Genomic DNA, 24,776 nt, shown 5'->3' on the forward strand with positions numbered 1-24,776 from the left:
GAGAGGTGAAAAATAACAATGACTCATGAAGCTCCATTAAAAACAGTTGATTTTGGTCTGTTTTCACTAACATTCAACCTCTCAACTGTTATGATGTTACTAGTTGCAGCTGTAATCGTTTTCTTAATCGCGGTTATCTCAACTAGAAACTTAAAGTTAAAACCTACTGGTATGCAAAACTTTATGGAATGGATTATGGATTTCGTAAAGAACATCATCAAAAGCAACATGGACTGGAAAACAGGTGGGCGATTCCACATTCTAGGTATCACACTTATTATGTTTATCGCTGTATCTAACTTATTAGGTCTTCCATTCTCGATTGCCTATGACCACACACTTTGGTGGAAATCACCTACAGCTGACCCAACTGTTACGATGACGCTTGCAGCAATGATTTTAGTTCTAACTCATTACTATGGTATTAAAATGAAGGGTACAGGTCATTATGTTGGCACATTCTTTAAACCAATGTCATTCATGTTCCCATTAAAAATCGTAGAAGAGTTTGCAAACACTTTAACATTAGGTCTTCGTCTTTACGGTAACATTTATGCGGGTGAGATTTTACTAGGCTTACTTGCAGGTTTAGCGTCAACAGGTGCTATGGGATTCATCGGGGCAATTATTCCTACGATGGCATGGCAAGGTTTCTCTATCTTTATCGGCTTTATCCAAGCCTTTATCTTCACAATGTTAACAATGGTTTACATGGCTCATAAAGTGAGCGATGACCATTAATATAAAGCATACACTTTATGCTTGAACCAAAAAAAACAAACAATTCCAAGGAGGAAATTTTCAAATGACAGGTTCATTAGGTTTATTAGCAGCAGCAATCGCAATCGGTTTAGGTGCACTTGGTGCAGGTATCGGTAACGGTCTTATCGTATCAAAAACAGTAGAAGGTATCGCTCGTCAACCAGAAGCTCGTGGCGTTCTTCAAACTACAATGTTCATCGGGGTTGCATTAGTTGAAGCCCTACCGATCATCGCAGTAGTAGTAGCATTCATCGTAATGAACAAATAATTCAGTTGTACACTGAATTTGACTAGTGGCGAAGCAGGATTCTTAGATGAAACTTCGCCCTTCATTTTGGAACTGATAAAAGCTATGTGTAAATATAGCTTTTTAAAATAGGTAGTTTTCAAGTATTTAAATTATTATGTTGAAGTCATAGCTCTTGAAGGGAGTGAAACAATCGTGTTTTTAGATTATCTTGTACTAGGTGCCGGCACTGGTTTTAATGGCGGGGACATCGTTTCAACATTAGTTATCTTCTTATTGTTAATGGTGTTACTTAAAAAGTTCGCTTGGGGTCCACTTATGGGCATCATGCAACAACGTGAAGAATTAGTAGCAAGTGAAATCGAAGCAGCTGAAAAAGCGCGCAAAGATTCGCACCAATTTTTAGAAGAACAAAAGAGCCTTCTTAAAGAAGCTCGTACGGAAGCACAATCGATTGTTGAAAGCGCTAAGAAGCAAGGCGAAGTGCAAAAAGAAGAAATTCTTACTGCAGCACGCAATGAAGCAAACCGCTTAAAAGAATCGGCTTTACGTGAAATTGAGTCTGAAAAAGAAAAAGCTATTGCAGCAGTACGTGATGAAGTCGTTTCATTATCTGTACTTGCAGCATCTAAAGTCCTTAGCAAAGAGATTTCTGAGGCAGACAACCGTGCTCTAATTGAAGAGACGATTGCGAAGGCAGGGGAAGCTCGATGAGTAATTCAACTGTAGCAAAACGTTACGCTCAAGCGCTTTTTGAATTAGCGCAACAAAAAAACATTCTTGCAGAAGTTGGAGCAGACTTAAACGAGCTAACAAAAGTTATCAATGAATCTCCTGATTTTTTAACACTTTTAAATGCTCCTAAGTTCTCTATCGAACGTAAGAAACAAATAATAGCTGAAATCTTTGCTGGTGCAACTCCAGAAGTTTTACACACAGTTCAACTACTTGTTGAAAAAAAACGTGTAAACGAAGTGAAGCTAATCGCAACAGCATATGCTGAACTTGCTGCACAAGCACAAGGTTCTGCAGATGCTACAGTATTCTCAACTCGTGCACTTTCTACTGAAGAAAGCGCTAATATTTCGGCAGCTTTTTCGAAACTTGTTGGGAAACAATCATTAAACATTACAAACGAAATCGATCCATCTTTACTTGGTGGGATTCGTGTTCAAATCGGTAACCATATTTATGATAGCTCAGTAGCGAACAAGCTTGAGCGTCTAAAACGTGAATTAATCGGTTAATAATTTAGAAATGTGAGAGGTGACATACATGGGCATCAAGGCTGAAGAAATCAGCAGTCTGATTAAACAACAGATTGAGAATTATGAATCTGAACTTAAAGTAAGCGAAGTTGGTACAGTTATCCGTATTGGTGACGGTATCGCTCTTGCTCATGGCCTCGACAACGTCATGGCTGGAGAGCTTTTAGAGTTCTCTAATGGTGTTATGGGTATGGCTCAAAACCTAGAAGAAGGTAACGTTGGTATCGTAATCCTAGGTCCATACACTGACATCAAAGAAGGCGATGAAGTTCGTCGTACAGGTCGTATCATGGAAGTACCAGTTGGTGAAGAACTAATTGGTCGTGTTGTAAACCCACTTGGTCAACCAGTGGATGGACAAGGTCCTATCAACACAACAAAATCTCGTCCAATCGAAAGTCCAGCTTTCGGTGTAATGGCTCGTAAATCAGTACACGAACCACTACAAACTGGTATCAAAGCGATTGACGCTTTAGTACCAATCGGTCGTGGTCAACGTGAGTTAATCATCGGTGACCGTCAAACTGGTAAAACATCAGTAGCAATCGATGCAATTCTTAACCAAAATGACCAAAACATGATCTGTATCTATGTTGCAATCGGTCAAAAAGAATCTACTGTACGTGGTGTAGTAGAAACTCTTCGTAAAAATGGCGCTTTAGATTACACAATCGTTGTGACAGCTTCTGCTTCTCAACCAGCTCCATTATTATTCTTAGCACCATTAGCTGGTGTATCTATGGCAGAAGAATTCATGTTACAAGGTAAACACGTTTTAATCGTGTATGATGATCTTTCTAAACAAGCATCAGCTTACCGTGAACTTTCACTTCTTCTTCGCCGTCCTCCAGGTCGTGAAGCTTACCCTGGTGACGTATTCTACTTACACAGCCGCTTACTTGAACGTGCTGCGAAGTTAAATGAAACATATCAAAATGGTTCAATTACAGCTCTTCCATTCGTTGAGACACAAGCTGGGGATATCTCTGCATACATCCCAACTAACGTAATCTCAATTACTGATGGACAAATTTTCTTACAATCTGACTTATTCAACTCAGGTGTACGTCCAGCGATTAACGCCGGTCTTTCTGTATCACGTGTAGGTGGATCTGCTCAAATTAAAGCGATGAAAAAAGTTGCGGGTACACTACGTCTTGACTTAGCTGCATTCCGTGAACTTGAATCATTTGCTCAATTCGGTTCAGATTTAGATAAAATCACACTTGCTAAACTTGAACGTGGTAAACGTACGGTTGAAGTTCTTAAACAAGACCTAAACAAACCACTTAAAGTTGAAAAGCAAGTTGCGATCCTTTATGCATTAACTAAAGGTCACTTAGATGATATTCCAGTACAAGATATCGTTCGCTTTGAAAGTGAATTCTTAAGCTGGTTAGATACAAACCACACAAACGTTTTAGATCATGTTCGTACTACAAAAGAACTTGCTCCTGATGCGGATTACGTAGCAGCTTTAACAGAGTTCAAAAAAACTTTCGCTAAATCAGAATAAGTTCGTGCTAGTCACTTGATTAAAAAACAAAAGGTGGTGAAATACCAGTGGTAAACTTACGCGAAATAAAAGGTCGTATTACTTCTACAAAGAGTACGAAACAAATTACAAAAGCGATGCAGATGGTTTCTTCTTCAAAGTTACGTCGTGCAGAGCAAAACGCTAAAGCGTACGTTCCTTACATGGAAAAAATTCAGGATGTAGTAGGCGCGATCGCTTCAGGAACAAAAGACAGTGGACATCCAATGTTAACTGCTCGTCCTGTTAAGAAAACAGCTTACTTAGTCATTGGTTCTGACCGTGGTCTTGCAGGTGCTTACAACTCAAGTATCCTACGCCAAGTACAACGTACAATTGACGAGCGTCATAAATCAAAAGACGAATACGTTATTTTAGCGGTAGGTCGTGTTGTTCGTGACTACTTTGTGAAACGTGATCATAATGTCATCAGCGATGTTGTCGGTCTTCCGGACCAACCATCATTTGCTGATATTAAAGAAATCGCTCGTAAAGCTGTTGGTATGTTCACTGATGGTACGTATGATGAACTTTATATGTACTACAATCACTTTGTCAGCGCAATTGCTAGCGAAGTGACAGAGAAAAAACTTCTTCCATTAACGGATCTTGCACCTGCTAGCAGTAATGCTTCTTACGAATTTGAGCCATCTGGTGAAGCAATTCTTGAAGTGTTACTTCCACAATACGCGGAAAGCTTAGTTTACGGCGCATTATTAGATGGAAAAGCAAGTGAACATGCTTCTCGTATGACGGCTATGAAAAATGCAACTGATAATGCATCTGATCTTATTTCAGACCTTTCATTGCAATATAACCGTGCGCGTCAAGCGGCGATTACACAAGAAATTACAGAAATCGTTGGTGGAGCTGCAGCCTTAGAATAGGCCCAGCTTCCCAATGTCGTATAAGAATACGATAGGAGGGTACACAGTAATGAATAAAGGACATGTTATTCAAGTAATGGGTCCAGTTGTTGACGTAAAATTTAGCAATGGCCAATTACCAGCAATCTATAACTCACTAACAGTTAAGATTGAACGTCCTAATGAAGAACCAACAACTCTTGCATTAGAAGTTGCTCTTCATTTAGGTGATGATTCTGTTCGTACAATTGCAATGTCATCTACTGATGGCTTACAACGTGGAGCAGAAGTAACAGACTCAGGAAAAGCTATCTCAGTACCAGTTGGTGAAGTTACTTTAGGTCGTGTATTCAACGTACTTGGAGAAGTAATCGACTTAGGTGAAGAGATCCCAGCTGACGTTCGTCGTGATTCAATTCACCGCGAAGCACCAGCTTTCGATGAACTTTCAACTACAGTTGAAATTCTTGAAACAGGTATCAAAGTAGTAGACTTATTAGCACCATATATCAAAGGTGGTAAAATCGGTCTATTCGGTGGTGCCGGTGTAGGTAAAACAGTATTAATCCAAGAATTAATCAATAACATTGCACAAGAGCACTCAGGTATCTCTGTATTCGCTGGTGTAGGTGAGCGTACTCGTGAAGGGAACGACTTATTCTTCGAGATGAGCGATTCAGGCGTTATCAAGCAAACAGCGATGGTATTCGGTCAAATGAACGAACCACCTGGTGCACGTATGCGTGTAGCTTTAACTGGTCTTACAATGGCGGAATACTTCCGTGATGAACAAGGTGCTGACGTACTTTTATTCATCGACAATATCTTCCGTTTCACACAAGCAGGTTCTGAGGTTTCTGCCCTATTAGGTCGTATGCCTTCTGCGGTAGGTTACCAACCAACTCTTGCAACTGAAATGGGTAAATTACAAGAACGTATCACATCTACTAACAAAGGTTCTGTAACTTCTATTCAAGCGATTTATGTACCAGCCGATGACTATACTGACCCGGCGCCAGCTACAACTTTCGCCCACTTAGATGCTACTACTAACCTTGAGCGTAAATTATCAGAAATGGGTATCTACCCTGCGGTTGACCCATTAGCTTCGACTTCTCGTGCGTTATCACCAGAAATCGTAGGCGCTGAGCACTACGCAATCGCTACTGGTGTACAACGTACAATCCAACGTTACCGTGAATTACAAGATATCATTGCTATCTTAGGTATGGATGAGTTATCTGATGAAGATAAACAAACAGTAGAACGTGCTCGTCGTATTCAATTCTTCTTATCTCAAAACTTCCACGTTGCGGAACAATTTACTGGTCAAAAAGGTTCTTATGTACCTGTTAAAGAAACTGTTCGCTCATTCAAGGAAATCCTTGATGGCAAATGGGATCACCTACCAGAAGATGCTTTCCGTTTAGTTGGTTCAATTGATGAAGTAGTTGAAAAAGCGAAAAGCATGGGCGTAGAGGTTTAATACTAGGGACGAGGAGGAAAAAATATGAAGACAGTTCTAGTCAATATTGTCACTCCCGACGGCCCAGTATACGATTCTGAAGTATCAATGGTAATTGCTAAAACAACTTCAGGAGAAATCGGTGTTCTTGCAGGCCATATTCCTATGGTCGCTCCACTTGCAATTGGTGCAGTGAAGCTTAAAAAAGAAAACGGTTCGACTGAAATTGTTGCTTTAAGCGGTGGTTTCATTGAAGTGCGTCCTGAAAAAATCTCAATTTTAGCTCCGTCTGCTGAAATTGCTGAAAGCATCGATGTTAAACGTGCTAAAGAAGCCGTTAAACGTGCTGAAGGACGTATTCAAAGTAAACAAGACAACATTGATTTCAAACGTGCTGACCTAGCATTAAAACGTGCGTTGAATCGTATCAACGTTCATGAGGGTAATATCTAATTCAAATTTTAACGGGCAGATTCAATATCTGTCCGTTTTTTAACTTTATCCCAAATGCAGCCTTTTAGAGTGCTGCCAGAGAAATGAATATGGAGGAACCGACATGGAAATGTATGAGGCCATAGGACAAGAAGCCTTAATAGGAATTTTATCGCATATATTTTTTATCGCTATTACTTTTTACGCGCTACAAGCTTTTATGCTAGAAAAGCTCTTCAAGAAGAATAGAGTATTTCAAGTTCAGTTAATTTATATTTTATTAAGTATTGTGATAGGATCAGCTGTTTCAAATTTCTTTCTCCAAATTTCAAACTGGTCAGGAAAACTTCCGTATTTATTTTGATAGCCCCTTATGCCTATCTTTTGATGGAAACTACATATTTCACAGGACTTTATAATATTATTATGTGGTCCTTTGAAATATGTAAATATAAGTGTTAAAAAACCCATTAGATTTTTGTTTTTGTTCATAAATCTTTGGGTAAGTAATTAGAAATTAATGCTTTTCTTCCATGTTATTGGTCATTCACAAAAAAAAAAATAATGCGTACAATAAATAAATAGCAAAATATCAATAAATGTCTTAAAATAGTGATTTGGATGCTTGAACGAGCGTAAGAAAAGTTGTACTATAGAGTTGTTTGTTTACTGATTATGACATTATACTTCTTGTTAAAATAAAAATATGATAGGTTAATAGATTGAATTCGGAGGGACATAAGGTGGAAAAAATAATAGTGACTGGCGGCAAAAAGCTACAGGGAAAAGTACGTGTAGAGGGCGCAAAAAATGCAGTGTTACCAATCCTAGCGGCGGCTTTACTTGCTTCTGAAGGAGAAAATGTAATTAAAGAAGTCCCTAACTTAGCAGATGTCTTTACTATAAATGAAGTACTTAAAAGTCTAAACGCGGCGGTTACATATATACCGGAAGACAATACAGTATATATAGATACAACAAAAGAACTTTCTAGTGAAGCGCAGTTTGAATTTGTCAGTAAAATGCGTGCATCGATTTTAGTGATGGGTTCTTTACTTGCTCGAAATGGCTATGCTCGTGTTGCTTTACCAGGGGGCTGTGCAATCGGTTCTCGCCCAATTGAGTTACATTTAAAGGGCTTTGAGGCTATGGGAGCAAAAATCTCCTTTGGTCATGGGTATGTAGAAGCGAAGGCAGAAGGACGTTTAAAAGGCGCCAATGTGTATTTGGACTTCCCTAGCGTTGGGGCAACAGAAAATATTATGACAGCTGCAGCTTTAGCACAAGGGACAACTGTAATTGAAAACGCAGCGAAAGAGCCTGAAATTGTAGATCTTGCAAACTTTATTAATAATATGGGTGGCCGTGTCATCGGTGCAGGTACGAATACGATTCGTATCGAAGGTGTCGATACATTGTATGGAACAGAACATCATATTATTCCTGACCGTATTGAAGCTGGCACATTTATGGTTGCAGCAGCAATTACAAAAGGCGATGTAACGATTGAAAACGCTGTTCCTGAGCATATGACAGCATTAATCGCAAAGATGCGTGAAATGGGTGTAGAAGTTATTGAACTAGATGAGGGCATCCGTGTACGTGTTCCTAATACATTAAAAGCTGTCGATATTAAAACAATGCCACATCCAGGATTCCCAACAGACATGCAATCCCAAATGATGGCCTTGATGTTAACTGCAGAAGGTACGAGTATAATTACGGAAACGGTTTTTGAAAATCGTTTTATGCATGTTGAAGAGTTCCGTCGTATGAATGCCAGTGCTAAAATAGAAGGACGTTCTGTGTTTATCGAAGGGCCTGTAGGTCTTCAGGGTGCTGAAGTGATGGCGACAGATTTACGAGCGGCGGCTGCACTAATTTTAGCAGGTCTTGTATCTGAAGGTGTAACTAGAGTTACAAAACTTCATCACTTAGATCGTGGTTACGTTGATTTCCACGGCAAACTGGCTGCTCTTGGCGCAAATATTGAACGTGTACCAGTTGAAGATGTAATCATCAATGAGGAATCAGCTGTTGAATTACCAACAAACTAAATAAATGTCAAAACCCTTTGCTTGAGTTCGAGCAGAGGGTTTTTCTTTTGTAGTTAACGTATTAAAACGTATGCCATGTTATAAGTTGATTACCGTTCCGGCTGGACGCCCACAGAAAAGCGCCCAGCCGGAACGGTAATCAACCTCACGTTACGGTGAAAAGCCATTTTTAGATAGCCAGCTTTAATCATGTTTTCCTATGCGTATGGAAGCGTACATCGCCAACATCCTCATATTTTGAAGATTTCTAGCATAGTATTCTTTATGAAAAAATGGATAATGAGTATAGGCATAATTAGTTTGATTGGAGCATTATATATGCTTCCTGTGGCATTAGGTGAGAGATATTCGGTTGAGGATTTACCTGCAATAACAACAACAGAGAAGGCTTGTGAAATCTTTATAGAAGTGGAGGGACAACAGGAGAAAATCCCTTTAGAAACGTATGTGACTGGTGTAGTTGCTGCAGAAATGCCCGTTTCGTTTAAAAAAGAAGCTTTAAAAGCGCAGGCAATTGCAGCGAGAACATACGCATTGAAATCGACAAATTACGGTAAAATAGCCATCGCTCCTACAGTGGCTAGACAAGTTTTTTACAATAAGGAGCAAAGAAAAGCGAACTGGACTAGCAATTTCCCGGGGAATGAAAAGAAAATTGTCGAGGCCATTAACGAAACGAAAGGACAAGTTCTTCTATATAATAATGAATTAATTACGGCAATGTTTCACTCTACTAGCAACGGTAAAACAGAGAGTGCGTACGGTTATGGTGGGAATGATCTTCCATATTTACAAAGTGTTGCAAGTGTATCTGATCAATCATCACCAAAGTTTTCAGCTATAAAGGAATGGACATTAAAGGAATGGAATGCACTGTGGCCTGTTAAATGGCAGGCAAGTGATTTCAACCGTCTACAGTTATTTTTAAATGATTCCGGACGTGTTGAGCGCATGCAGCTAGGCAAGAATTTGTGGTCAGGTCGAGAAGTTCGAACACTTTTACAAATACCATCAACGGATTTTAAAATTTCATATAATGCCGCTACAGGAAATGTACAGGTTAGCACGAAAGGATACGGGCATGGGGTAGGAATGAGTCAATACGGAGCAGAGGCAATGGCCAGTAATGGGAAAACTGCTGCCGAAATTTTACACTATTATTATCAAGATATTGAAATAAAATCGATAGATGCATGTTTAAAATAACTTCTAGTTGTTCACACTGCAACTAGAGGTGATGAAAATGAGAGAGGATAAAAATAGTAAAACTTCTCAAGATCAAAATGAAAAAGTTCAAGTACAGAAGAAACCATGGTTTTGGCCAGCAGTTTACGGAGGTGGCGCTCTAATGCTAGCAGGAATGCTATTTGGTTACAATAGTCTCGTATCGAAAGTAGAAGAGGCTCCGTCATCAGAAGTAGCAGAAGTAGATTCAGGTCCTGTAGTTGAAACAAATGCACGTACAGAAACTATGAAGTACCCATTCAAGGAAGCAGATTTAAGTAAAGTCCAAGTTTCACAAGAGTTTTATGAAGTAGAGGCTAATGCAGAGTCACGTGAAAAAGCACTAATGGTATTTAATCAAACATTTACGACATCTTCTGGTATTTCTCTTTCTATGAATGGTGAAGAATTTGAAGTACTTGCTGCTATGAGTGGTAAAGTACTAGAAGTAAAACTAGATGCATTTACGGGCAATAAAATTGTTATTGAGCATGCAGATGGTAAGCAAACACATTATAGCTCTGTAAAGGACATTGCTGTAAAAGAAGGCGATGAGGTAACACAAGGTCAAGCGCTTGGAAAAGCGACTGACAATGAGTGGAACCAAGCAGCTGGGGTTCACTTGCATTTTGAAGTACTAGATAACGGAAAATATATTAATCCGAAACAATTACTAGCCTTTGAAAATAAGTAGATCCTTAATACAGTATTTAAAAGAGAAAAATAAATACTAAAAATTGCATAAAAAATCAGTATTTTATCGTGAAAATGTAAAATGTGTTCTGAATAGCTTTGTCCTCACATAAGGTGAAGAAATGCGCAGACGTGCATCTGATGCCAACGCCATTTTGTGAAATTGTGTGGAAAGGACGAAGAACGTGCACGAGCACATTCGGAAGCGCTGCATACGCCTCGGTGAATTATTGATTGAGACGCGTGAAACTGTGCGTGTCCTCGCGAAAATGACAGGTTATTCAAAAAGTACGGTGCACAAAGATTTAACAGAGCGATTGCCAACAATTCATGAAGGATTAGCTGAGCAAGTGAAAGAAATTCTCGCCTATCATAAGGCCGTACGTCATATTCGTGGAGGAGAGGCAACAAAAAACAAGTGGAAAGAAAGAGCGAGTCAATAATGATTCGTTCTTTTTTTGTTTGCCCAGGGAGGTTGAGACAAAATCTCATTTTTCTGCAGCGAAAGTGGAGCGGAGCGCAACAGCAGCGACAAAAATCTTTAATGAGCTGCAGTTTTGAGATTTGTCGAGAACTTTTGATTGTTTATCGACCAACTTTATCGATTTATCAACCAACTTTTGAAAAATATCGACATCTACCTTCATGCAACACTCTCTGACCGCACTGATCATTTACGTCTCTTATGACATAAGTATATTTTTTTACGCAAAATTTAAAAACTCAACACCAAAAAACGCGAGAAATCAACGTTCTAAATTGATTTATCTTGCTTTTTAAAGTTTTGACCAGTTTTGTCCCAGCCACTTTCATTTTCTACATATTTTTAAAACGTATGCAATGTTTATAAGTTGATTGGAGTGGAGGCTGAGCGACTCCTTGGGAATCAGCCGTAGAGGAACGAAGGCTAAGAGCATCACGTCCTGTGATAACGCCTTCGTGACCAACATCGGTGCTGTTGCTGTCGCTGCGCTTTCGCACAAACAAAACCCTCTGCTGCCGCTACGTTAGCACTACGCTTTCGCGCAAAAAACATCTGTAGGCCCGAGACCCTGCAGCGAAGCGGATGTTTTCTGTGCGAAAGCGAGGCGACAGCAACAAATGTTTAACTGCGCGAAAGCGAAGCGTCAGCGACAAATGTTTTATCTGTGCGAAAGCGAAGCGTCAGCGACAAAGCGCCCAGCCGGAACGGAAATCAACCTCACGTTATTGTGATGAGCCAAAACAAATAAGAAACCATATAAAAGATTGCTAAAACGATTTCTTCTTTTCTATGACTGTTCATATAATTGAAACAAAACCGTTCCGTTCACTAAAATTAGGTGAAATTACCAATGAAATATGATAAAATATTCTAGATAAACAGATAAAATGAACGTTATGTAGTTGGAACTGGCGGGAAGGAGAAATTATAAAATGTTTTCGAAAGATATTGGCATTGACTTAGGAACTGCGAACGTATTAATACACGTTAAAGGCAAAGGAATCGTCTTAAATGAACCATCAGTAGTGGCGATTGATAAAAAAACTAATAAAGTATTAGCGGTAGGGGAAGAGGCTCGCCAAATGGTAGGGCGTACGCCAGGAAATATAACTGCAATTCGCCCATTACGAGATGGTGTTATTGCGGATTTTGATGTTACAGAAGCTATGCTAAGACATTTCATCAATAAATTAGATGTAAAAGGATTTTTAGCGAAACCACGTATTTTAATTTGCTGTCCAACAAACATTACTAGTGTTGAGCAAAAAGCTATTCGCGAAGCTGCAGAAAAATCAGGTGGAAAAAAAGTATACTTAGAAGAAGAACCAAAAGTTGCTGCAATTGGTGCAGGCATGGATATATTCCAACCTAGTGGTAATATGGTAGTCGATATTGGCGGTGGAACAACAGATGTAGCAGTTCTATCAATGGGTGATATTGTAACGAGCGAATCCATTAAGGTTGCAGGAGACGTTTTTGATAATGATATTTTACAATATATTAAAAAAGAATATAAATTGCTAATTGGTGAACGTACTGCAGAAGCAATAAAAATCACAATTGGTACAGTCTTTAAGGGCGCAAGAAACGATTCAATGGATATTCGTGGTCGTGACATGGTGACAGGTCTACCGCGTACAATAGAAATTCACTCTGAGGAGATTGAACGTGCATTACATGAATCGGTTGCTATGATTGTCCAATCTGCAAAAAATGTTTTAGAAAAAACGCCACCAGAACTATCAGCTGATATAATTGATCGTGGGGTCATTATTACTGGCGGTGGAGCATTACTACATGGAATGGACCAGCTATTAATAGAAGAGTTAAAGGTACCTGTGTTCATTGCAGAGCACCCTATGGATTGTGTAGCAATTGGAACAGGCATTATGCTTGAAAATATTGATCGAGTGCCCGCATCCTTATAAAAATTTAAGAGGTGATTCCTTTGTTTAAAGGATTTTATACTGTTGCAACTGGAATGATTGCACAACAAAGAAGAACAGAGCTACTAACTAATAACTTATCAAATGCGAATACACCAGGGTTTAAGGCAGACCAATCAACAATTCGCTCATTTCCTGATATGCTCATGTCAAGTGTAGGAAAAACGAATGCACCTGCCAATCAACAAGCTGGCTCTCAATATATGAGTCAAGTTGGAGCATTAAATACAGGGATTTATATGCAAGAAACATTGCCCAACTACATACAAGGCCAAATTTACAACACTGATTTCACGACAGATATGGCTTTGATTGATGGAAACTTACCACAAAATGATGATGGCGTCTCGGGATCTATTTTCTTCCGTTTAGCACATCCGGATGGTGGCGAGGCATATACACGCAACGGGAATTTTACTTTAGATGGTCAAGGCTATTTAGTAAATCCACAAGGGTTGTATGTGCTATCAGACAGAGGTCAACGCATTCAGCTACCGAATGATGATTTCCGCCTAGATGAGAACGGGGCAATTTATGTTAATGATCAGCAAGTAGCACGTGTTGGTGTATCATATGCGGCGAATCCGAACACGCTACGTAAACAGGATAATGGTTTAATTCGAACAGCAAACGGTGAAGACTTACCGACAGCTTACGGAGCGAATGGCGTATCCTTTACATTGCGTCAAAATTATCTAGAAGGCTCAAACGTAGATTCTAGTCGCACCATGACAGATTTAATGACAGCATATCGTGCTTTCGAAGCTAACCAAAAAGTGTTACAGGCTTATGATCGTAGCATGGAAAAGGCTGTCAACGAAATCGGTAAAGTATAATAGGCGAACAGGAGGCGTTTGATCATGCTACGTACAATGATTACTGCAACAAATACAATGGGGCAATTACAACATAAACTAGATACAATTAGTAATAACATTGCCAATAGCAATACACTTGGCTACAAAACACAAGAAGCTACATTCAATGAACTGCTTTATCAGCAATTTAATAATGATAAACAAGATCGTGCTGACCGACAATCACCACTTGGCATCCGTTATGGTGCAGGTGCCATGCTTGGACAAATCCAATCAAATCATAAGCAAGGTTCCCTACAAACAACAGATCGCGATCTTGATTTTGCTTTCACAAAACCGAAGCAATATTTCAATATTTTGATGCCAGATGGTGAAAATGGCACAAAAACAGTGTATACTCGTCAAGGTGACTTTTATTTGTCACCATTAGATAATGGAACAGTAATGGTTGTAAATGCAGATGGATATCCATTGGCAGATTCAACAGGACAAGCTATTACATTACCAAGTAATGTGAAAAGTATCGCTGTACGCAATGGCGGCGTTTTAGAGGCAACTGAGCCGAATGGGGATATTATTCGTACTGATTTAGCAGTGACAGAATTTCAAAAGCCACAGCTAATGGAGCATATTTCTGGCTCTTATGTTGCATTACCGAATAACCTCGCTCAGCTTGGATATACACAAGCTGAAGTTGTCACTGAATTACAAGGAGCAAATCGTCAGCAAATTGGCATGCAAAACGGTGCGTTAGAAATGTCAAATGTAAATCTTTCAAAAGAAATGACGGATTTAATACAAACGCAGCGTTCTTATCAATTCAATGCAAGAGCGGTAACTTTAGCAGACCAAATGCTTGGGCTCATTAATGGTATTCGATAGTAAATCCGTTCATACTGTTTAGTAAGGAATGAAGAGGAGTACAATTTATGACAAACGATTCACGTCGACGTTCTGTGCCGACACAAGAAACCGATACGCCACCAGAAGAGAAGGAACAAAGCTCAAATGGAGAGCAACGAGGGATTCGATGGGTGCAAATACGGCTGATTCCGATTTGGCTACGCGTTGTACTTGTTCTCATCTTAATCGTTGTAGCCGCAATTGTAGGTGCAATAGTTGGCTATAGTGTTATTGGTTCAGGTAATGCCATGGATGTTTTCAAAACTGAAACATGGCAGCATATATTTGATATTATGAATGGTAAAGAATAATATTATTCTTTACCATACTTTATGTTTACATATTTATTGATCTTCTACCAGTAGGCAGCTACTGAATAGAGGAACTCATCCTGTGAAAACGCCAAGGCGAAATCGATATTTAGGGGGAAAAGAAATGTTAACAGCAGAGCAAATTCAAGCAATTTTACCACATCGATATCCATTTTTATTTGTTGATCGTATTGTTGAATTAGAAGAAGGTAAGCGTGCAGTCGGTTTAAAAAACGTCTCTATGAACGAGGACTTTTTTAATGGGCATTTCCCAGGCTACCCAGTAATGCCAGGCGTTTTAATTGTAGAGGCGCTAGCACAAGTTGGTGGAGTAGCATTATTAAATGCAGATGAATTCAAAGGTCGTCTAGCTTTCTTGACAGGTATTGATAATTGTCGTTTCAAGCGTCAAGTAGTACCAGGAGATCAACTTCGATTAGAAGTAGAATTCGTGAAACTACGTGGAGTAATGGGCAAAGGTCACGGTGTGGCAACAGTCGATGGAGAGCTAGTATGTGAAGCTGATATTCTATTTGCTATTGGACCTGAGCAGCCAAAACAGGCGTAATTTGCAATTATAGGTTAAAAGATATAAAATAACTATGTCGAATAATGACCTTACTGTTAATTAATAGATTAATTAAGTTCTTAAAATGCGATAGCATATAACGATTGAAATTTGAAATACATGTAATTTTAGGTTTTTTTAAAACGTAGGAGGATTATATAGATGTATAAGGAATTGTCTTCAGGTGTTAAAATTAGCATTACGCGTTCGATTTCAACATCTTTTGAATCATACTTAACAAGTATTGATTGGAAAGAAGAGCGTTTTTCTATGGAAGACTTCATTGCTAGCTGGCAAACTTATTTTCAAGAAAATGCCGCATGGATCGAAAAAATCCCAGCAGATGTTTTGATGAGTACTGAATTCCATGAAGAAATGGCGCAGAAAATCGATGAAGTAATTGCAAAAATTTTAAATGAAGAACCAACGGCTAAGCAAATCGAAACAATTGAGGCCTTGCAAAAAGAGCTAGGTACAAATTATAGCTACAACTGTAAAGCTGAAGCAGCGTACATTGAACAATTGTTAAAAGAAAAACAAAAATAGTTTTTACGAAAATCGGATAGTTCCCTCTTTTCCTGGGCAATCTATGTAGGATCACAAATGCACCTATTGTATTTGCTGACATAGCACCCATGAAAGGAGGTTTTTTTAATGTGGAAAATGTCATTTTTAGCCATCATTCTTGCTACTGTATTCCTTGGAGGATGTAACTGGGGAAATAAAGCAGTTGAAGAGAGACCAGCGGAGAATGTAAAGAACGACGTTCAACGAGGTGTTGATAAAGTCGAAGACGTTGTAGAGCCAGCTAGAAAACATGACGTTTACAATCGTGACGTGAATGGTACTGTTATGCCTGAAGCTACAACACCAGGAACAACTGTACCAAGAACAACAGCACCAGGAACAACAACACCAGGAACAAACACTGACTTAAATGGTACAAATGGTTACAACAACGTTCCAAATGCTAACGGCGTAGATAGAAATGGTAATGTCATTAAAGAAAAAGTCGTTGAAGAAAAAGTAGACGTTCGTGAGAATAACAACATGAATACGCGATAAATTAAAAAAGAGTGCTTCCAACATGGAACACTCTTTTTTGCATTAGCTGAACACCGCGGATGTGAAGGTGAATACTTAAACGTGAAAGTGGAGTTCCGCGCCAAAGGGAGAGAAGTATCTGAGCGTAAGGAATATCCGCGGAAGGAAGAGAAATACCCGCGAATGAAGTGTAAATATCCGCGGAAGGAAGGGAAATACCCGCGAACGAAGGGTGAATATCCGCGGAAGGAAGGGAAATACCCGCGAACAAAGTGTGAATATCCGCGGAAGGAAGAAAAATCCCCGCGCGCAGGTGAATATCCACGGAAGGAAGAGAAAAACCCGCGAACAAAGTGTGAATATCCGCGGAAGGAAGAAAAATCCCCGCGCGCAGGTGAATATCCACGGAAGGAAGAGAAAAACCCGCGAACAAAGTGTAAATATCCGCGGAAGGAAGGAAAATACCCGCGAACGAAGTGTAAATATCCACAAACAGGGGAAGCGGCTTCGCGCAAAGCTGAATCACCGCGCACCCTAACCTAGCAAACTAACATCTCATGAAGAGTGAAAAAACGGCTGCATATATTCTATTAAATTTTCAGGTAAATGGTAAACGCGATCCTTATTAGAACCAGTAAAGGGAAATTGAAACTTTCTAAGTAAGCGATTGGCAACATCACTAGAAGGAATATTGAAAAATTCACGTAACTGTTTATTTGTAATGGTTGGTCTAACTAAGTATTGGTAATCTTGCAAGGCTTCAGCAAAAATTGCTTTGCTAGTATAGTGACACCGTGAACAGGTCCAAATACCGCGAGCAACATGCATTTGTGGTTTGTACTGACATTTCGGGCAAAGTACGCCTTGACGAAAACGTGAAGGATCGATAGGAGCCGGAATTTTCGAAGGCAGCTGTCTACTTAGAAGTTGTTGAGCAAATTGAGTTAGCTGTTTATCACTTAAAAAAGCTTGTGGATATTTTTTTAATAGGGAATGAAGATGTTTTTGAAGTCCTGACACATGAAAAATTGGAATTGTATTTGGGTGACTTGCAATAATAGCAGAGGGATTAGCAATGATAACTGCGCCCTCAATGGGGAGAGAATAGTTTTGGGAAATAACTTTAAGAAATTGCATATGTCGTTGGGTCTGAGTAAGGGCATTAGGAAACCCTTCAACGGTTCCGTCTGGCTTCGTTCGTATACATTGATGAGTAATATCGTCAAAATCAAGACGTCCATTCATATTTTTTATTTCAACGACTAGCATAAAATTAGCGCAAATGAAAAGTGTATCGAGTTGATGTGAATGCTGTGCGGAATTCATCAGCATTAAATTATGCAATACGAAAAAAGTATAGGGATATACTAATTCAAGCCACTCACGGTCAACTTTCTTTTCACCTGCAAAGCCTGCATCGACTCTTCGAAACTGTTCATGATAATAGCTAAAGTCTGGATCCTCTTCTAACAACCGTCTCTTTAATGCCTCTAGCCATATTAATTTCATTGGTTTCTCTCTAATCGCAATCGTCAAGTGTGGTTACCTCCTATAATTTTTAAATCGTATTTTACAGTAAAATCCCTCCCTGTCCAATAAAAAAAACGATGCAGTAATTTGCATCGTTAAATCCAGCTCAATCATTTTTTAGTTTTGGTCGTTCTTTCATATCGTGTGAGAAGCGTTCCAAAAGCTCATCTAAAGAAACTCCTTCAGCTAATAGCTCGGCTAGTAATTGCTCTGCATATTTTGAACGTTTTAATTTTAACGTCCCTTTTAAAAGTACAGAGATGTGTTCGCCAATTTCTTGAACGTTATGTACGATAACTTGGAAAGGAGCAGGCTCATTATCTGGAGATGAAATAACTGCACGTACATTAAAGACAGTAGCACTCGCTAAAAGTTCATCAAAAGTTGAACGATATTGTCGGTCCATAAACAGTTCAAGAATCCAAGATTGATGGCTGTTTTCCTGGTTAATAATAATACCATCGACTAAAGGAAACGGTTGCATGCCATCTTTTGTGACAAGGTCAAAGGAAAGCATTTTAAATGTTTTCATTATGTAATATCCTCCTAAGTCGGTCATCCTTTTTAGTATAACATATTCAAATCACCCTTGTTGACGATTGGCAGTCTGTTCGCACATTGTACAAAAACAGCGAAATTGCATATTTCAACAATTAGCTTTTGCTATTACAGCCAAAAGCATTCGAATTGAAAAATGATTAAATTCTTGAAAAATAAAAACCTCAATATAACCAATTTATGATTAAAAACTAAAGGAAATGATAAATATCGACTTTTGCCAATGCTAGAATCTTTCTTGTAAGATGAGGGCAATCAAAAGCAAAGGAGGTGAATCGATGAACCAAGTCGGACTGGTCGGAAGGTTAACAAAAGATCCTGTGTTGCGACACTTATCAGGAAATCGCGTGCAAACCAATTTTACGCTAGCTATTAATCGCAATTACAAAAACAGTCGAGGGGAAGTAGATGCTGACTTTATTCTATGTTCAGTTTGGGGAAGGCTGGCAGAGCATATCGTCAAATATTGCGGAAAAGGCTCATTGATTGGTACAAATGGCCGTATTCAATCAAGATCATTTGTAAATGAAGCAAGCACAAAGGTTTTTATAACAGAAGTAGTCGTAGAAGATGTCCGATTTTATCATCTTAAGCCAAGGGAAAGTGATGAGGCTATTGTGCCACCAAAGCCACCTGACGGGCAGGAAGGCTTAAAGGATTTTGTGCTACCTGAAGAAGTACAATTACCAGTAGTATAGCAAGTGATTAGTTGTCTGATCCGCCATTCTCCTGTATTACTTACATCAAGAAAGGAATGATGTATACCATTCATTAACGTAGATCATTGCTGAAGACCGCACAGCAATGACCATTTTCGACACAACTAAATATTAATATAAAGTAAGTAGGGAAGAAGTAACAACATTAATCCACTGAAATTCGCGAAATTAAAAAGAGCGCCAAGAGCATTTTTGCTCTTGGCGCATAAACAAATCTTTAATAATCAAGCATCATTAAATCACGAAGTTCATGATCTTCTAATTCAGTTAACCACTGGCTTGATTGAATGAGTTCTTCTGATAATGCAGATTTCTGGGCCAGCATTTTATCGATTTTTTCTTCGATGGTACCAATTGTAACAAACTTATGCACTTGCACAAATTGTGTTTGCCCAATCCGATAGGCACGGTCTGTCGCTTGGTTTTCAACGGCAGGGTTCCACCAGCGATCTGCGTGTAATACATGATTTGCAGCCGTTAAATTTAACCCTGTTCCACCTGCTTTTAAGGAGAGGATAAATATCGGGAAATCGCCTGCCTGAAAAGCCTCTACTAAGCGGTCACGCTGCTGCTTAGGCATTGCACCTGTTAAGAACGGTGCATCAACATTATATAGTTCACTAAAACAATGCTGTAGTAATTGCCCCATCCCAATATATTGTGTGAAAATGAGGCACTGCTCGCCATTGTCCACGATTTCAGCAGCCATTTGCACGATACGTTCTAATTTTGTAGAACGAGTTAGCATTGTATCGGCATCCTCGAAAGGTTCCTTTAAATACAAGGCAGGATGATTACATAATTGCTTTAATTTACTAAGCATTTTTAAGACGCGTCCCTTTTTTTGAAAGCCTGTTAATTGCTCCAGCTGATCGAGCGTCTCTAATATATAACCTTCATATAGAGAGGCTTGCTCAGTTGTTAATGGGCAAAACTCATGAGACTCTTGTTTATCAGGTAAGTTAAGCTGTAAGTTTGGATCACGCTTTGTGCGACGCAGTAAAAATGGTTGGATTTTTGCACGTAGCTTCTGTTTATGTGACTCCGACTCATCACGTTCAATTGGTAAAATAAATTCTTCGTTAAAGCGACCGAAGCTACCTAAATAACCCTTATGGATAAAGTCAAAAATAGCCCACAGCTCCGATAATCGGTTTTCAACCGGTGTACCTGTCAAGGCAATATGATGCGTACCATGTAATTTACGAATAGCCCTTGACTGTAGTGTTTGCATATTTTTAATATTTTGAGCTTCATCTAGGACAACTGCTGCCCAATCCACTTCCTGCAAAAACTCAGTATCCTGTGAGACTGTGCCGTAGGTAGATAAAATTACATGTGGTTTTTCGCTTGCTACTAGCTGTTTAAAGACATCCTCTTTTGCTCGATTTGCCTGATAATGTGTATGCACAATTAAAGAAGGAGCAAAGCGAGCTATTTCCTTTTGCCAGTTACCTAGTACTGACGTAGGACAAATGATGATGGATGGCTTACTATCCGCAGTCGTTTCATTAAGATGAAGTAAATATGAAATGAGCTGAACTGTTTTACCAAGTCCCATATCATCAGCTAGACAGGCGCCAAAGCCTTGTTCACGCATGAAGACAAGCCATTCAAAGCCCTCGTGCTGATAGGGACGTAAATCAGCTTGCAAAGATGTAGGAACCGCAACTGTTGGAAGCCCTTTTTTCTCCTGTAGCTGCTCCATATAGGATTTAAGCGATTTTTGCAGTTCAAATGCAAAAATCGGGTCATCTCGCATTGCATCATCGGCATCTTCTTCTTCAAGAGGTAAGGATAAATCCTCAGGTAACTCACGAAATAGCAATTCGCGAACGGTCCAGCTTTCATCTTCTGCTTGCTGCATCAACGCGCGCATTTCCTGCATCCAGTTCGCATCCACACGAAACCACTCTGTCCCAATACGAATGAATTCACGTTTCTCATCCACAAGCTTTTTAAATTGCTCAGGTGAAATGGACTGTCCATTCATAGAAAACTGCCATTTGAACGTTAAAATATCATCTAGTCCAGCAACCTTCTTAGTCGATACATTGCCAGTACTCACACGAACACGAAGTTTTGATTGTTTTAAATCCTTTAGCCAAGCAGGTAGTACAACGTCGAAGCCGAGTGCCTGTAATCTTGCTAAATCCTCACGTAAAAATGTTCGTACTTCTAAATCCTCAAGCATAATACGGATGAAAATATCGCTACGTATATCTTCAATAGAAAGAAGATCGACAATTTGTGCTTGTTGTTGTTCAATAGCATCAGCAAACATTTGCCACTTTGCTGGTAAAGCATCAACAATTGGTAATGACTGCTTTCGCATAGCAGGCGTCCAGTAGTTTTTGGTTGTAGCTGTACTCAGTACCGTTTCTAGAAGCCACACATCTGAATCTTCCTCAGGTTCACTTAAGCGTAGGGAGACAGTCACTGTACCTGCTTGTCGTTCCTGCTCTAATGGCCAGCCACCACGTAAGAAAAATGGCAATAGCTTTGGTAAATCAGACAGTACAAGACCCGCTTGGGTAAGCTTTTGCTGCACGGCCATTTCTAATAATGCCGTATCTATACCGTCTATAGGGAATGCTAGTGACGAAAAATCATCAGCAATGGCAGCGTACGACCAAAGCGAGGGCTCCTGCCAATACGTTTGTAAAGCCGACGCTTTTTCTAGCCACACCTGACTTTCTGCGTCCACACCGATCCATTCAATAAAAGGATGTAGATACCGCGGTGAAAAAATATCTAGAAGCTCAGAGGTTGAAACTTCAACAGTAAGATCCGTACGATTGCTTAATAGACCATAGACATTCGCTTCATAGTTTAAAAATAATGAAGAAATAAGTGAGTCTGCATCCACTGTTGCACCGCCAGCAGTAAAGCCTTGTATCGTAAAATATCCTTCCTGGATTGATTCAATACGAAGCTGTAATTTTTTTGAAAACGGGGAATTAGCATTAATAGTCATCATACTAAGTTTCCTTTCTCAATTTCTTCCTGTAATGCACGCAGGCGTTTAAACTCTACACGAATAGTTTGCATATATGTTTCAAAATAAGCGGTTTTGCCAGCACGTTTTGCTGCACTGCGCATACTCTTCCAAATTCGTACAGCTTGCTTATAGTTCATACGTGATTTTTGCGTAATTTCAGACATGGCATATAGATGATATAAGGGCAATACTGTTGCAGGAGCAACTTGTAGTACATCCTTTAATCCACACATTTCTAAATAAGAAAGGGAGGAGAGATTTAACTGGTGAAGGGCTACCCATTCACGATAACGTCCCTTTTTAATAAGAAAGAACGAAAATGGTTGAAGCCCGTAAACACCAAATGCACTATATAATGTGGTTTCATCTTCCTCCGTAAGTGGTATATCTTCGTACAAAAGTTGAAATTGGTGTACGTATTGAGCTCGTTTTACAACTGGCACCGTTTGCTGTAAAAAGACTTCGGCAAATGGTAGCATCGCACGTAAAATGATTGACTGTGCATGTGACTCGCCAGCACGCTTTGCAAAAATAGCAAGCTCAAATAGGTCCTGCATTCGCTGTACATCAATCTGTGCAATGCTTTCCTGCAATAATTCCTCTTTTTGCAGCAGTACATAAAATAGCAGTTTTAATGACTCTAAGGAAATCTCTGATGAAGGATTTTCCAGATCATTTATAAGTGCTAATTCCTGTTCTCGTCGTGGCTTCTCATAAAAAAGCACAGCCCAAAGCAGCATATAAATTTGTAGTCGATTAGCAAACAACCCTTGTCGTCCCAATAAAAACTCTCTGACTAGTTCCTGAAGTGCATCATAAAATGGGTCAGTGGCAAAAAGTCGTGATCGACCAGTTAACTCTGTCAGGATACTCTCGAATGATTGAACACTTTGATCAATAAAATATTTCATATAAGGAGAATCCACTGAATGCCCTTGTGTTTCATTTACATGACGCCATATTGTATTAAAGATGGATAGCTCCATGAAGAGCTTATAAAGTGGCTGCCACTCACGCTCGAAGGGCATATGCCGTTGAAGTCTCTCCAAAGCATCAGTCCGGATAGCAGAAAGACCATAGCCTTCTAAAATACGCCCGGGTGGCAATAAACGTTTCATTATTTCATTGACCATCAATTGCCAGCTTTCTGGACTCCGCTCATCTGCTAATGATTTTAATTGCACTGATTTTTGTGCACGCCACGCACTTGACCAATCTTGCACAGAATCAAAATACTGGTAGAGGGCAAGTAATGCGCCAACCTGATGTCTACACCATTTCAGCTGAGGACAATTACAGCTCAACTCCTCTTTAGCAAAATCAATTTCTACAGAAGCGGGTCTGACATCCTGTACGCTTGCATATAATATAGAACTTGCTCCATTAAAACGTTCAAAGACAACTGATTTATTCCGCACCGAAAAAACAGCACGACGCACTAGCTCCTCGTCTTCAGTAGAGGAAGGATGTAATGCCTGTTCAGCTTCCTTTAATTTCCTAAAGACAAATTCTTGATGTTCCTTAGCTAATTGGGCAATAGACAATGCCATAACCTCACTCCTTTCAGTGGACATTTAAGTATGAAGGAAAAAAGACTGTCCTTCCATTATACGACTAAAATACGGACATGATAAGCTGAATGATTTGAAAGTGAAAAATCAAGGAGAAGATAGTTAACAAGATTATTGATTTATGTTAAAATCTGAATAATCAGACAAATCGGGAGGGATGAGGAATGATGCAAGTTCAGTATATGAAGCCGTTTTACACAAAAATCACTGGAGATAAACTACGTCTAGTGTTTGCTTATCAATATTTCTCTATTTTAAAAGAGAATGAGATTTTCCATTTCATTCCGATTGAAGGTAAAGAGATGATTATCAACTTGAATACACAGCAAATTGAAAATTTATCTGAGGTATTTGTTTTCCAAAAGGGGAATCGTTTTATCCGACTACCACTATATCAATTATTATTAATTACAAATGTTCATGAGCATCTAGCACCGATTCTTGAAAACGCTACACCAAAGCCACAGCTACCACTTGTTTCTTCAGTGACTGTTGGCGAAATAGATCAGCTCGTTACAGAATTGGAGCAGAAAAACTTTGACTATTTAATCGACCAAGCATTATTAGATAACGATAAAGCACTCTTTTTTGAACTGCTACAACAAAAGAACCATCAACTCGGAGGCTTCGAAATTTGAATACACAGTATGGCAATTAAGCACCTACTTTTCACATGTGAGAAGCGGGTGCTTTTATAAATTGTTGATAATTCATCTAGGTCTAAAGTCGAAATCTTGGGAATGAATTAGATACGATTAATATATAGAACCTATTA

Annotated in this window: 27 protein-coding genes; 22 read left to right on the plus strand and 5 right to left on the minus strand. The window is 39.3% G+C overall.

From position 1 onward, the window contains the following. Window positions 1–18 precede the first annotated feature (18 nt). From atpB to AB9L17_RS03260, 20 genes are all read left to right on the plus strand, one after another. A complete protein-coding gene (atpB, locus tag AB9L17_RS03165) occupies window positions 19–741 on the plus strand; it encodes a F0F1 ATP synthase subunit A (RefSeq protein ID WP_068986230.1) in 723 nt (240 codons plus the stop codon). Window positions 742–805: 64 nt separating this feature from the next. Beyond that, window positions 806–1,030 carry a F0F1 ATP synthase subunit C gene (atpE, locus tag AB9L17_RS03170; RefSeq protein ID WP_004269474.1) on the plus strand — a complete coding sequence of 75 codons (225 nt, stop codon included), beginning with the start codon at window positions 806–808 and terminating at the stop codon, window positions 1,028–1,030. Between the two features lie 174 nt (window positions 1,031–1,204). Then, entirely contained in the window at window positions 1,205–1,723 is a 519-nt protein-coding gene (atpF, locus tag AB9L17_RS03175) for a F0F1 ATP synthase subunit B (RefSeq protein ID WP_068986229.1), read from the plus strand. Continuing rightward, entirely contained in the window at window positions 1,720–2,256 is a 537-nt protein-coding gene (locus tag AB9L17_RS03180) for a F0F1 ATP synthase subunit delta (protein WP_068986228.1), read from the plus strand. Before atpF ends, AB9L17_RS03180 begins: the two co-directional genes overlap by 4 nt. A gap of 28 nt (window positions 2,257–2,284) precedes the next feature. Next, window positions 2,285–3,793 carry a F0F1 ATP synthase subunit alpha gene (gene atpA / locus AB9L17_RS03185; protein ID WP_068986227.1) on the plus strand — a complete coding sequence of 503 codons (1,509 nt, stop codon included), beginning with the start codon at window positions 2,285–2,287 and terminating at the stop codon, window positions 3,791–3,793. 47 nt (window positions 3,794–3,840) lie between these two features. Next, entirely contained in the window at window positions 3,841–4,698 is an 858-nt protein-coding gene (gene atpG, locus AB9L17_RS03190) for an ATP synthase F1 subunit gamma (protein ID WP_068986226.1), read from the plus strand. Between the two features lie 49 nt (window positions 4,699–4,747). Beyond that, the gene (gene atpD, locus AB9L17_RS03195) at window positions 4,748–6,163 is read left to right on the plus strand and encodes a F0F1 ATP synthase subunit beta (RefSeq protein WP_068986225.1); all 1,416 of its coding nucleotides are present in this window, start codon (window positions 4,748–4,750) and stop codon (window positions 6,161–6,163) included. 24 nt (window positions 6,164–6,187) lie between these two features. Then, complete coding sequence (locus AB9L17_RS03200) at window positions 6,188–6,595, plus strand: F0F1 ATP synthase subunit epsilon (protein ID WP_068986224.1); 408 nt, start codon at window positions 6,188–6,190, stop codon at window positions 6,593–6,595. Window positions 6,596–6,698: 103 nt separating this feature from the next. Continuing rightward, entirely contained in the window at window positions 6,699–6,938 is a 240-nt protein-coding gene (locus tag AB9L17_RS03205) for a DUF1146 family protein (RefSeq protein ID WP_068986223.1), read from the plus strand. Window positions 6,939–7,317: 379 nt separating this feature from the next. Continuing rightward, on the plus strand, window positions 7,318–8,631 hold the full coding sequence (gene murA, locus AB9L17_RS03210) for a UDP-N-acetylglucosamine 1-carboxyvinyltransferase (RefSeq protein WP_068986222.1): 1,314 nt from the start codon (window positions 7,318–7,320) through the stop codon (window positions 8,629–8,631). A 318-nt stretch (window positions 8,632–8,949) separates the two neighbouring features. Further along, window positions 8,950–9,837 carry a stage II sporulation protein D gene (gene spoIID / locus AB9L17_RS03215; RefSeq protein ID WP_375200059.1) on the plus strand — a complete coding sequence of 296 codons (888 nt, stop codon included), beginning with the start codon at window positions 8,950–8,952 and terminating at the stop codon, window positions 9,835–9,837. Between the two features lie 37 nt (window positions 9,838–9,874). After that, a complete protein-coding gene (locus AB9L17_RS03220) occupies window positions 9,875–10,549 on the plus strand; it encodes a M23 family metallopeptidase (protein WP_068986220.1) in 675 nt (224 codons plus the stop codon). Window positions 10,550–10,733: 184 nt separating this feature from the next. Beyond that, window positions 10,734–10,991 (plus strand): sporulation transcriptional regulator SpoIIID, encoded by a 258-nt coding sequence (locus tag AB9L17_RS03225; RefSeq protein WP_068986219.1) that lies wholly within the window; start codon window positions 10,734–10,736, stop codon window positions 10,989–10,991. A 973-nt stretch (window positions 10,992–11,964) separates the two neighbouring features. After that, window positions 11,965–12,960 (plus strand): rod shape-determining protein, encoded by a 996-nt coding sequence (locus AB9L17_RS03230; protein ID WP_068986217.1) that lies wholly within the window; start codon window positions 11,965–11,967, stop codon window positions 12,958–12,960. A 20-nt stretch (window positions 12,961–12,980) separates the two neighbouring features. After that, the gene (locus AB9L17_RS03235; protein ID WP_375200060.1) at window positions 12,981–13,814 is read left to right on the plus strand and encodes a flagellar hook-basal body protein; all 834 of its coding nucleotides are present in this window, start codon (window positions 12,981–12,983) and stop codon (window positions 13,812–13,814) included. 24 nt (window positions 13,815–13,838) lie between these two features. Next, a complete protein-coding gene (locus AB9L17_RS03240; protein WP_068986215.1) occupies window positions 13,839–14,678 on the plus strand; it encodes a flagellar hook-basal body protein in 840 nt (279 codons plus the stop codon). Between the two features lie 47 nt (window positions 14,679–14,725). After that, window positions 14,726–15,010 carry a DNA-directed RNA polymerase subunit beta gene (locus AB9L17_RS03245; protein ID WP_068986214.1) on the plus strand — a complete coding sequence of 95 codons (285 nt, stop codon included), beginning with the start codon at window positions 14,726–14,728 and terminating at the stop codon, window positions 15,008–15,010. 124 nt (window positions 15,011–15,134) lie between these two features. After that, a complete protein-coding gene (gene fabZ, locus AB9L17_RS03250; protein WP_053484429.1) occupies window positions 15,135–15,578 on the plus strand; it encodes a 3-hydroxyacyl-ACP dehydratase FabZ in 444 nt (147 codons plus the stop codon). Window positions 15,579–15,740: 162 nt separating this feature from the next. Further along, on the plus strand, window positions 15,741–16,124 hold the full coding sequence (locus tag AB9L17_RS03255) for a hypothetical protein (RefSeq protein ID WP_068986213.1): 384 nt from the start codon (window positions 15,741–15,743) through the stop codon (window positions 16,122–16,124). Window positions 16,125–16,232: 108 nt separating this feature from the next. Beyond that, window positions 16,233–16,643 (plus strand): hypothetical protein, encoded by a 411-nt coding sequence (locus tag AB9L17_RS03260; protein WP_223552724.1) that lies wholly within the window; start codon window positions 16,233–16,235, stop codon window positions 16,641–16,643. A 1-nt stretch (window position 16,644) separates the two neighbouring features. Here AB9L17_RS03260 and AB9L17_RS03265 read toward each other — a convergent pair whose 3' ends face one another. The 3 genes from AB9L17_RS03265 to AB9L17_RS03275 all read right to left on the minus strand — a co-directional run bounded on the left by AB9L17_RS03265 (window position 16,645) and on the right by AB9L17_RS03275 (window position 18,684). Next, entirely contained in the window at window positions 16,645–17,148 is a 504-nt protein-coding gene (locus AB9L17_RS03265; protein ID WP_375200061.1) for a hypothetical protein, read from the minus strand. 29 nt (window positions 17,149–17,177) lie between these two features. Continuing rightward, window positions 17,178–18,158 (minus strand): nuclease-related domain-containing protein, encoded by a 981-nt coding sequence (locus AB9L17_RS03270; RefSeq protein WP_375200062.1) that lies wholly within the window; start codon window positions 18,156–18,158, stop codon window positions 17,178–17,180. Window positions 18,159–18,258: 100 nt separating this feature from the next. Then, a complete protein-coding gene (locus AB9L17_RS03275; protein WP_223552722.1) occupies window positions 18,259–18,684 on the minus strand; it encodes a YwpF-like family protein in 426 nt (141 codons plus the stop codon). Window positions 18,685–18,988: 304 nt separating this feature from the next. On the opposite strand from AB9L17_RS03275, the gene AB9L17_RS03280 reads away from it, so the two are divergent. Then, a complete protein-coding gene (locus AB9L17_RS03280; protein ID WP_223552721.1) occupies window positions 18,989–19,408 on the plus strand; it encodes a single-stranded DNA-binding protein in 420 nt (139 codons plus the stop codon). 238 nt (window positions 19,409–19,646) lie between these two features. Here the strand turns inward: AB9L17_RS03280 and AB9L17_RS03285 are convergent, their stop codons facing one another. Together AB9L17_RS03285 and AB9L17_RS03290 are read right to left on the minus strand one after the other, a co-directional pair. Then, on the minus strand, window positions 19,647–22,409 hold the full coding sequence (locus AB9L17_RS03285) for a DEAD/DEAH box helicase (RefSeq protein ID WP_375200063.1): 2,763 nt from the start codon (window positions 22,407–22,409) through the stop codon (window positions 19,647–19,649). Continuing rightward, entirely contained in the window at window positions 22,406–23,980 is a 1,575-nt protein-coding gene (locus AB9L17_RS03290) for a hypothetical protein (RefSeq protein ID WP_223552718.1), read from the minus strand. The genes AB9L17_RS03285 and AB9L17_RS03290 overlap by 4 nt, the downstream gene beginning before the upstream one ends. A gap of 185 nt (window positions 23,981–24,165) precedes the next feature. Here AB9L17_RS03290 and AB9L17_RS03295 point away from each other — a divergent pair, with 185 nt between their 5' ends. Beyond that, window positions 24,166–24,639 (plus strand): transcriptional regulator, encoded by a 474-nt coding sequence (locus tag AB9L17_RS03295; protein WP_375200064.1) that lies wholly within the window; start codon window positions 24,166–24,168, stop codon window positions 24,637–24,639. Window positions 24,640–24,776: the final 137 nt, after the last annotated feature.

This window comes from Lysinibacillus sp. RS11 (assembly GCF_042019215.1).
In the GTDB taxonomy this organism is placed as follows: domain Bacteria; phylum Bacillota; class Bacilli; order Bacillales_A; family Planococcaceae; genus Lysinibacillus; species Lysinibacillus xylanilyticus_A.

Coding starts and splice junctions, on each gene's coding strand:
- fabZ (WP_053484429.1), top strand. CDS start 15,135: ATGTTAACAGCAGAGCAAATTCAAGCAATTTTACCACATCGATATCCA.
- AB9L17_RS03295 (WP_375200064.1), top strand. CDS start 24,166: ATGATGCAAGTTCAGTATATGAAGCCGTTTTACACAAAAATCACTGGA.
- AB9L17_RS03260 (WP_223552724.1), top strand. CDS start 16,233: ATGTGGAAAATGTCATTTTTAGCCATCATTCTTGCTACTGTATTCCTT.
- AB9L17_RS03280 (WP_223552721.1), top strand. CDS start 18,989: ATGAACCAAGTCGGACTGGTCGGAAGGTTAACAAAAGATCCTGTGTTG.
- spoIID (WP_375200059.1), top strand. CDS start 8,950: ATGCTTCCTGTGGCATTAGGTGAGAGATATTCGGTTGAGGATTTACCT.
- AB9L17_RS03290 (WP_223552718.1), bottom strand. CDS start 23,980: ATGGCATTGTCTATTGCCCAATTAGCTAAGGAACATCAAGAATTTGTC.
- AB9L17_RS03285 (WP_375200063.1), bottom strand. CDS start 22,409: ATGATGACTATTAATGCTAATTCCCCGTTTTCAAAAAAATTACAGCTT.
- AB9L17_RS03220 (WP_068986220.1), top strand. CDS start 9,875: ATGAGAGAGGATAAAAATAGTAAAACTTCTCAAGATCAAAATGAAAAA.
- AB9L17_RS03245 (WP_068986214.1), top strand. CDS start 14,726: ATGACAAACGATTCACGTCGACGTTCTGTGCCGACACAAGAAACCGAT.
- AB9L17_RS03200 (WP_068986224.1), top strand. CDS start 6,188: ATGAAGACAGTTCTAGTCAATATTGTCACTCCCGACGGCCCAGTATAC.
- AB9L17_RS03180 (WP_068986228.1), top strand. CDS start 1,720: ATGAGTAATTCAACTGTAGCAAAACGTTACGCTCAAGCGCTTTTTGAA.
- atpB (WP_068986230.1), top strand. CDS start 19: ATGACTCATGAAGCTCCATTAAAAACAGTTGATTTTGGTCTGTTTTCA.
- atpE (WP_004269474.1), top strand. CDS start 806: ATGACAGGTTCATTAGGTTTATTAGCAGCAGCAATCGCAATCGGTTTA.
- atpD (WP_068986225.1), top strand. CDS start 4,748: ATGAATAAAGGACATGTTATTCAAGTAATGGGTCCAGTTGTTGACGTA.
- AB9L17_RS03255 (WP_068986213.1), top strand. CDS start 15,741: ATGTATAAGGAATTGTCTTCAGGTGTTAAAATTAGCATTACGCGTTCG.
- AB9L17_RS03230 (WP_068986217.1), top strand. CDS start 11,965: ATGTTTTCGAAAGATATTGGCATTGACTTAGGAACTGCGAACGTATTA.
- AB9L17_RS03205 (WP_068986223.1), top strand. CDS start 6,699: ATGGAAATGTATGAGGCCATAGGACAAGAAGCCTTAATAGGAATTTTA.
- atpA (WP_068986227.1), top strand. CDS start 2,285: ATGGGCATCAAGGCTGAAGAAATCAGCAGTCTGATTAAACAACAGATT.
- AB9L17_RS03240 (WP_068986215.1), top strand. CDS start 13,839: ATGCTACGTACAATGATTACTGCAACAAATACAATGGGGCAATTACAA.
- AB9L17_RS03275 (WP_223552722.1), bottom strand. CDS start 18,684: ATGAAAACATTTAAAATGCTTTCCTTTGACCTTGTCACAAAAGATGGC.